The organism is Chryseobacterium sp. HNCC26DJ241, from assembly GCF_057180505.1.
Genome location: NZ_JBXUGL010000015.1, coordinates 66,562 through 75,362 on the forward strand (window position 1 = coordinate 66,562; position 8,801 = coordinate 75,362).

An 8,801-nucleotide genomic window follows, 5' to 3' on the forward strand; every position below is an offset into this window, starting at 1 on the left:
TATTTATGAGATCAAATGTACCGAGCAAATTTGAGAGAATCCGGGTGATTAGATATGTGCTGCCAAATAATAAGTATTTGCTGTGATTTGGTAAAAATTTGTTTACATGATTTTCTTTAGCCAGTGTACTACTTCGTCTTTTTTTCTGGTAGCTACTATAACTTCTGTCCCGTTTTTTAGAATTAATGTTTGGTCTTTTGTAAATTTTTCCACGAAATTCATGTTTACCAAATACGACTGGTGTACCCGTAGAAATATATCTGAAGAAAGTATGTTTTCATATTCTTTTAGTATTTTAGAAATTACAATCTGCTTTCCGTTGATAAGGTGGAATGTGGTGTAATTTCCACTTGAAGAGCAGTAGAGAATATCTTTTACCCACACTACATGGTAACCATCACTTGCACTAAGAGTGATACGTTCTATTTTTTTATTCTCGAAAGTATCCTGAGCTATTTGTATGGCTTGTTTTGAAACTGAAACTGATTGTACTGCTTTCTGAATGGCTTTTGATAATTCTGCTTCATCCAAAGGCTTCAACAAATAATCTAATGCGCCGGATTTTATGGCAGAAAGAGCGTATTTTTCATACGCTGTAATGAAGATAACTTTGAAATTAAGGGTTTCGTAAGAATTTAAAAGATCAAAGCCTGTTTTTTGCCCTAATTGTATATCCAAAAGAATAATATCCGGATGCAGAGTGTCTATCAGAATTTTGGCTTCTTCCACAGTAGATGCTTCTCCTACTATTTCCACATGATCTATATGAGAGAGATAGCTCCTACAAATGATTCGGGGAGAGATTTCGTCGTCTATTAATGCTATTTTTATTTTTTCATTCATTAGGATAGGGTAATGTAGGGTATTGTAATTACTGATGTAACTCCTTTTTTATCTGTATTGTCGTTGATAGACAATTCTAATTTTTTATTATATTTTCCTGAAAGATATTTCAGTCTTTTTTTAATAAGCGAGGTGCTGATTGCGTTAGATTTTGAACCCGAATTTAGACCGGCTCCGTTGTCTGAAATTTCACAATGCAGTATTTCAGCATATTTTTTTATGGCGATAATTAAATTTCCGTTTTTGCATTTTTTAAGGCCGTGTTCTATTGCATTTTCTACTAATGGCTGCAACAGCATTGGCGGAATTTCGTCTTCATCTTCCAAAATTCCTTCATATGCATCCAACTGATAATCGAAGTTTTTATATCTTATTTTTTGTAAATCTATATAATTTACCAAATTAGAGATTTCTGATGAAATAGTAACGTTCTCCTGATTGGTATTAAGCAGTATGTTTTGCAGCAGCTTTCCGAATTTTGTAAGGTATATATTCGCTTCTTTATTGTTATTACTAAGTATTTCTGCTTGTATTGCACTGAGAGCGTTAAAGATAAAATGGGGACTCATTTGTGAAGCAAATAGTTTTTGCTCCAAAAGGTTTTTTCTGTTTTCTGCTTTTAACTGATTGTTTTTGGAGTACAGATAGTAAAATGTTCCCAACAAAAGTATAAGGAAAATAATCACAATAATGATAATGGACTTAGATTTACTTTTTTCATTGGCAATTTGATTCTGAAATTTCAGTTCTCTGATATTGCTGTCTTTTTGTTTTAGATAGAAGCTTTTTTCCAGTTCTTTAGATTTATCTATTATGAGTTCTTCATAATATTTTTCTTTATAATCTGCCCAATGAGTAATGGCTTCTTTGTATTCTTTCAGGTTCCCTGTTTCATCATAATATCTTGAGAGAGCATCATAGTAATCTACATTATCATCATTGGTTTGTATTAATTTTTTTGCTTTGTCCAAATTCTTTTTTGCATTTATGTAGTCCGAATGTTTCATATCCACATTGGCTAATAATATATGATGCTGTGTAAAAATGAAGTTGTTTTTTTTCAACACATCCAATGTATTCTCGTTAAGTTCTTGTGTTACTTTATCATAATCTCCATTTTCGTAATATAAGGTAGCAAGATTAAGCGCAACATCTGCCAAAGAAATGGTATTGTTCATTTTAGCATAATTTTCCTTTGCCAATAAGGTATAGTATAATGCGGAATCATTTTTTTTGACGGATATGAAATAATCTCCCAAATTATGGTATATATATCCTTTAGAATCCTCATGAGTAGAGGTTTCTAATGATTTTTTCATGAATTTTTTATAATTCGGGAAGTCTCCTATTTTTTGATAGGCAAGAGCTAAATTGTAGTATGAAAATTCGAGGTTGGATTTTTTAAGCCCATATTTTTTTTTCAATAATAACGCGTACTCTAAACTTTTGTATGCTGCTTTTATGGCATTTTCGGCATCGTCTTTTTGATAGTAAGCAAATGACAAATGATTGTATAGAACCGGAAGATTGATAAGGTTATCTTTTTGTAGATTTATTTTTTGTAGGTTTTTATTGATAAAATCAATTCTCTTATCTACATCATTTATTTTCTCTAAATCTAAAATTACCAACCAAATGATATTATTATTACTCAGTTTTTTTTCTTTATATAATCTGTTGGCAACTTTATAAACAGAATCTTTTTTTTCGGGATGTTGCAGTACAAAAGATCTATAATCTACCTCTTTCTGTATTTTTTCTTTTTTGCAGGAAAAAAGAAAAAAAGTATGGAGTACAATTAAAACAAATTTTAAGTACCTGCTTCTACTCATAGTATTTTGTCATATTATTTGATTGATTCTTGCTGATTTATATGCAATAGATTCAAATTTATAATAAAAAATTGAATTTTGAACCTTGCTCTGTTTACCGACAATTTCAATCATTTGAAATATTTGATCGTATTTTAAGTAATATTTGAGATTTACAAAAGTAGAAAAACAACATTAAGAATGTCATTTAGTTTATTATATTATAAAATATTGAAAATAAAAATCTAATATAATGTAAAAATAATGCGTTTATATGTTATCAAAAAATAAAATCCCGCTTTTTCAAGCAGGATTTTAATGTTGGGTGGATCATAGGTCATACCTCGAACCGTTTATTTTTGATTATCAAATCGTTACATCGGAATACCACCTTTCGTGGGTCTCGAACCATTTGATCTATTAAGTATTAGCATTATGAGGAAAAGCAAAGAAAAATTTGTATAAACCTAGCTTTCATTCAAAGTAAAAGAAAACTCACTTCCTTTTCCCAATTCGCTCTCAACAGAGATTTTTCCTCCCTGTGCTTCGATAAATTCTTTGCTGATACTTAATCCCAATCCTGTTCCTTCTTTTTTTGTCCCCGGAATTTTAAAATAACGGTTGAAAATTTTATCAATATGTTGTGGCTCAATTCCACGACCAGTATCCGTAACAGAAAATTTGATTTTTTTATCATCCTCTTTTTGGATACTAATCAAAATATTTGAATTTTCATAAGAATAACGGATAGCATTTGATAGCAAATTATTCAGTATCCAAACTGTTTTTTCGCTGTCTGCCAAAACTTTTGTAATGCCTGTTTCTATATTTAAGATAAATTTTATTTGCTTTTGATCTGCCGTTGATTTATTGGCACTTACAGCATAATCAATAATCTCTCGAATTTCCACTGGTTTTACCTTTAGCTGGATGGATCCACTTTCTACCTGGGCAATATTCAATAACTCGGAAGTGATTTTCAATAAGCGATTAGAATCTTCTTTAATTCCGTTTATCAAATTTTTCTGTTCATCATTTAAGTTTCCTATTTGCTCATTTTCAAGCAATTGAAGCCCCATTTGAATAGATGAAATTGGAGTTTTAAATTCGTGGGAAACGGTTCCTATAAAATTGGTTTTGGCTAAATCCAGTTCTTTAAATGGTGTAACATTTCTTAGCATGATTACCTTTCCAATAAACTGGTTTTGATCTTCTCCTGTAGGAACCACATTAATATCTACAATTTCCTTTTCGAAATAACTTTCTTTTCCATCCGCATAGATTTTCATGGGCTTTTCATCATGATTTGCAGTTTCTGGCAGAATAATTTCTTTGATTATATCTCTTATCAAATCATTAGTTACGGCGACATCCTGAATCAGTTTCCCTACAAAGTTTTCTTTTTTAAGCCCTGTAATTTTCAGGGCTTCATCGTTTACGAAAAGTACTTTTTTGTTTTCGTCTATCCCAATTACGGGATCGTGCATATTATCAATAAGGGTTTCTATCCGTTTTTTGCCTTTAATAATTTTATCGAGCCTGCTTTCAGAATATTCCTGAAGTTTTTCTGCCATCGTATTAAAGGATTTGGCTAATTCTCCAAATTCATTATGACCTTCAAAATGTACTCTTTCTTTATAGTTTTGATTGGCAATTTGTTGGATACTCACCGTAAGCTGTCGAATAGGATTGGCAATATTAGAAGGAAGATTGACCATTAAAATGAAGGCTATCAGAAAACATAAAGTTCCTGCAATAGAAATTATGACTATAGCTTTTTTGGCAGTACTATTTGCAATGCTGCTTTTGTGCTGAATGGCCTGCATATTTAGGCGCATCAGCTCAGTAATCTCTTTTCTGAGAGATGATAAAATACTTTCATTTTCAGTATCTTTTTTTAATAATTCAAAATGATTTTCGATATTATCCGTAGTTTCTTTTTCACCAGCTTCTGTAATATTATTTTTTTGCTTTTCTAAATGTTTTTCAAAAACATCAAAAGCAACCGGATCATTCTTTACATCTTCCAAAGCCAAAAGCATATTTCTGGAATATTCCAGAGTGTTATAATTGTCTACCAAAATATTATGGGTTTCTTTTTTTAGTTGGCTGATATATAAACCACTCAAAACCGATAATATAATAATCATTAGGAATAAAAGTCCTACTCCAATATTAAGTTTAGCTTTAATTTTCATATTAAAAAAATTGAAAATTCAGAACTGAAAAATTATTTTCTCAAATTTATTTTATAGATTAATCAACTTAAAATTACCAAATCTATATTTTCTTTTGATAATTTATTCAGAAGTGTATTAAATGTATCGGTGGCAATAATAATTTTCCAGAGATTAAGATGTGGTTTTCCGATACACACAGTAGTTATTTTACGTTCTTCGCATTGTTCCATTATAGCTCTTGCTACATTTGTATTTTCCACTTTAATAATTTCTGCACCCAATTCTGTGGCTAATTTAAAATTATTAATAAGATGTCGTTGCTTGTCAAGCGCAATTTTATCGGCACTTTCCCGAGGAATCTGCACATACAGAAGATACCACTGGCTGTTGTAATAATTGGCCAGCCTTGCTGCTTTCCGGATTACATTTTTTGCCGTTTTTTCGTTGGAACTGATACAAGCTAAAAATCTTTCTTTCCGTATGATTTTGCTTTGTGTTACCTCAGATTCTACTTTTCTTGTAACCTGGGATGCTACTTCTTTTAAAGCTAATTCGCGGAGCTGAAGAATGTGCTCATTTTTAAAAAAATTATTGAGAGCTGCATTAATTTTTGCAGCATCATATATCTTTCCCTCTTTCAGTCTTTGAATTAATTCTTCAGCAGTAAGGTCAATATTCACCACCTCATCAGCTTGTGCCAAAACACTGTCGGGGATACGTTCTTTTACCTCAATATTGGTAATATCTTTTACTTCTTCATTCAGGCTTTCGATATGCTGAATATTCACAGCACTGATAACATTAATTCCCGAATCCAGAATTTCTATTACATCCTGCCATCGTTTTTCATTTTTACTGCCTTCAATATTGGTATGGGCAAGTTCATCAATAACTACCACTTCCGGACGAAGATTGATAACCGCCTGAACGTCCAGTTCTTCTAATTCTTTTCCTTTGTAAAATAATTTTCTGCGTGGAATTATAGGCAATCCTTCCAACAAAGCATGTGTTTCCTTACGATTGTGTGTTTCTATATAACCAATTTTCACATCAATTCCGCTGGCTAAAAGCGAATGTGCTTCCTGAAGCATACGATAGGTTTTCCCTACACCTGCACTCATCCCGATATAGATTTTAAATTTTCCTCTTCTTGATTTTTTTATCAAATTGAGGAAATCCTGTGCAGTTTTTTTTTCATCCATGGTGGCAAATCTTAATCAAAGGTAAAAATTTACAAAATGTAAGATGTGAAAAGTAAGAGGAAGATTGTTTTTGTTGCTTTTTCGACTTACCTGTCTTTTTGTTTTATTAATATTAAAAACTTACAGCAAAAGATGTTACCACAGAAAAATTATCTTTTTTCATAGTATTGTCTCTATTCAAAAAAATTTGGTCTTTGCTACTCAAGTTTTTGACTTCTGTTCTCCAGACAAGATTCGGAAGAATCCAATAATCTGCATTCAAAGAATATCCAAAGGTTTTAAAACCATTGGCTGTTCCTGTTGTAATAACAACTCCGTTTTTATCATTATAATATTCTCCTCTTGCAGCAACACTAAATTTTTCAGTAGGAGAATACTTGGCGATCATAACGGGAGAATACCAAACATAGTACTGGTTGCTACCTTTTATTTTTTGTTCTGCTCCGATATCAAATCCCGTTGTCAAAGCAAACTTTTTGGACAATTGAAAAATTCCATACAAATTATGAAAATATCGCATTTGCTTTAAACTGTCGGGTTTATCATTCCCAATAAAAGAACTGCTGTTCAACGTAATTTTTTCTGTAGGTTTATAGGTTAGCTGATGTCCAAAAGCAATAGTTGAATTCCCATCAACACGCTGGATTCTTTGCCATCCGTTTAAAACCAAACCACTTATAAACCATTTCCCGCTATTGCTGGTGTAAGAAACTTTAGCTCCGCTTTCAAAATATGGCGAATTTTCGGCCAGAATACTTCTTGTAAGCGTTGAACAATCTTTGCTGATAGCACTTTCAAAACCAATATGGGAGGGCATGATTCCAGCATCAATCCAAAGGTTTTTGGTTTTTGAAATTTTTACACCAACATTGGCTTCATAAATATTTTTTAAAACACCGGATTCTGCTGTATAGTTGGCGTTCATATACGTTCCGACTCCTAATGCAACATTTGCTCTGAATTTTTCCGTTTCGTAGTTCACTTTTACAAAACCAAGATTCAGATTCACTTCGTTATTCCGGTTATGGCTGTATATGAAACCGGGACGAGTATTGTTCTCTGGATTATTGAAATCGTATTGATAATATACTTCCGCATAACCACTTATTTTTAGTGGATTTTTATTTTCTTCTTGTGCCGATACCAATATAGATATTCCCAGCATTCCAAATGCCAATGGTAATGTCTTTTTCATTCTTAAATATAAGTTTTTTCATTTATCTCAAACCATCAAGTGCGATATTGAGTTTTAACACATTGATTTTTTCGGTTCCAAAGAATCCGAGTAATGGTTTCTCAGTTTTGGAAATTATTAAATTTTGGATCTTGCTTTCATCTATATTTCTGATTTTCGCAATTCTTTTTACCTGAATATTGGCTGCCTGAACAGAAATATTCGGGTCTAATCCACTTCCGCTTGCTGTCACCAAATCGGACGGAATTTCAGATTTTTTTATATCCGGATTGTGTTTCAAAAAATGGTCAATCCTTTCCTGAACGGTTTTCAAGTAATCAGGGTTGGATGGACCTTTGTTACTTCCTCCTCCTCCAGCTGCATTATAATCCACTGCGGAAGGACGAGACCAAAAATACTGATCGTTTGTAAATTTTTGCCCCACATTCACATAATACTTTTTGTTCTTGAATGTAAGGACTTCACCTTTTCCATTATTTGGAGAAAATTGTGCAATTCCTAAAATTAGGAGTGTGTAAATTCCTGAGAAAAATAAAAGACAAACCAATGTAAGTCGTATTGCAGGTAAAATATTCGATTTCATTTTCTTTGTTTTTTAGATAAATACTGATACGATTAAGTCGATGATTTTAATTCCAACAAAAGGAATCAAAACTCCCCCCAAACCATAAATAAAAAGATTTCTTCTGAGTAGTGCACTTGCACCAATTGGTTTGTAGGTAACTCCCTTTAAAGCGAGCGGAATCAGTATCGGAATAATAATGGCATTAAAAATTACTGCTGAAAGTATGGCACTTTCCGGAGAGTGTAGCTTCATAATATTGAGTTCTTTTAATGCTGGAATCGAAGCGATGAACAATGCCGGAACAATGGCGAAATATTTTGCAACATCATTCGCAATACTGAATGTGGTTAATGTTCCTCTGGTCATCAAGAGTTGTTTTCCAATTTCTACCACTTCAATGAGTTTTGTCGGGTCATTATCCAGATCCACCATATTTCCAGCCTCTTTTGCAGCCTGAGTCCCACTGTTCATCGCTACACCTACATCTGCCTGAGCCAGAGCCGGTGCATCGTTGGTTCCGTCTCCCATCATTGCAACCAATCTTCCGTCGGCTTGTTCTTTTCTTATGTAATTCATTTTATCTTCAGGTTTTGCTTCCGCAATAAAATCATCTACACCTGCTTTTTCGGCAATATATTTTGCTGTCAACGGATTATCTCCTGTTACCATTACGGTTTTAATTCCCATTTTGCGCAAACGTTCAAAACGTTCATGAATTCCAGGTTTGATAATGTCCTGTAATTCTACAACACCCAAAACTTTTTCGTTCTCTGAAACCACTAAAGGCGTTCCTCCGTTACTGGAAATATTTTTTACAATTTCTTCAGCTTCTTTGGGGAAATCATTTCCTGCTTTTTCCACTAAATTTCTAATAGCATCAGATGCTCCTTTTCTAATCCTGATGGCATCATAGTCAATGCCCGAGCTTCTGGTTTCGGCTGTAAATTAGACCTCTTTCATAATAGATTATTTATCTTAGCGTCATGACTTATGAAGACTTGAATA

At 32.8% G+C, this 8,801-nt stretch carries 6 protein-coding genes and 1 pseudogene; all 7 read right to left on the bottom strand.

The window, feature by feature from the left end:
• Positions 1-102: 102 nt before the first annotated feature.
• Positions 103-843: a LytR/AlgR family response regulator transcription factor gene (locus AC2A1C_RS08895; protein WP_484025355.1), complete on the bottom strand. Its 741-nt coding sequence runs from the start codon at positions 841-843 to the stop codon at positions 103-105.
• The gene (locus AC2A1C_RS08900; protein ID WP_484025356.1) at positions 843-2,675 is read right to left on the bottom strand and encodes a histidine kinase; all 1,833 of its coding nucleotides are present in this window, start codon (positions 2,673-2,675) and stop codon (positions 843-845) included. Before AC2A1C_RS08900 ends, AC2A1C_RS08895 begins: the two co-directional genes overlap by 1 nt.
• 446 nt (positions 2,676-3,121) lie before the next feature.
• The gene (locus AC2A1C_RS08905) at positions 3,122-4,852 is read right to left on the bottom strand and encodes an ATP-binding protein (RefSeq protein WP_484025357.1); all 1,731 of its coding nucleotides are present in this window, start codon (positions 4,850-4,852) and stop codon (positions 3,122-3,124) included.
• Positions 4,853-4,914: 62 nt separating this feature from the next.
• Positions 4,915-6,036 (bottom strand): sensor protein KdpD, encoded by a 1,122-nt coding sequence (locus AC2A1C_RS08910; RefSeq protein WP_484025358.1) that lies wholly within the window; start codon positions 6,034-6,036, stop codon positions 4,915-4,917.
• A 112-nt stretch (positions 6,037-6,148) separates the two neighbouring features.
• Positions 6,149-7,231 (bottom strand): porin, encoded by a 1,083-nt coding sequence (locus AC2A1C_RS08915; protein WP_484025359.1) that lies wholly within the window; start codon positions 7,229-7,231, stop codon positions 6,149-6,151.
• A gap of 22 nt (positions 7,232-7,253) precedes the next feature.
• Positions 7,254-7,814, bottom strand: coding sequence for a K(+)-transporting ATPase subunit C (locus AC2A1C_RS08920; RefSeq protein ID WP_484025360.1), 561 nt, complete (start codon positions 7,812-7,814; stop codon positions 7,254-7,256).
• 12 nt (positions 7,815-7,826) lie between these two features.
• Positions 7,827-8,741: pseudogene (locus tag AC2A1C_RS08925) on the bottom strand (HAD-IC family P-type ATPase); the annotation flags it as partial.
• Between the last annotated feature and the right edge of the window lie 60 nt (positions 8,742-8,801).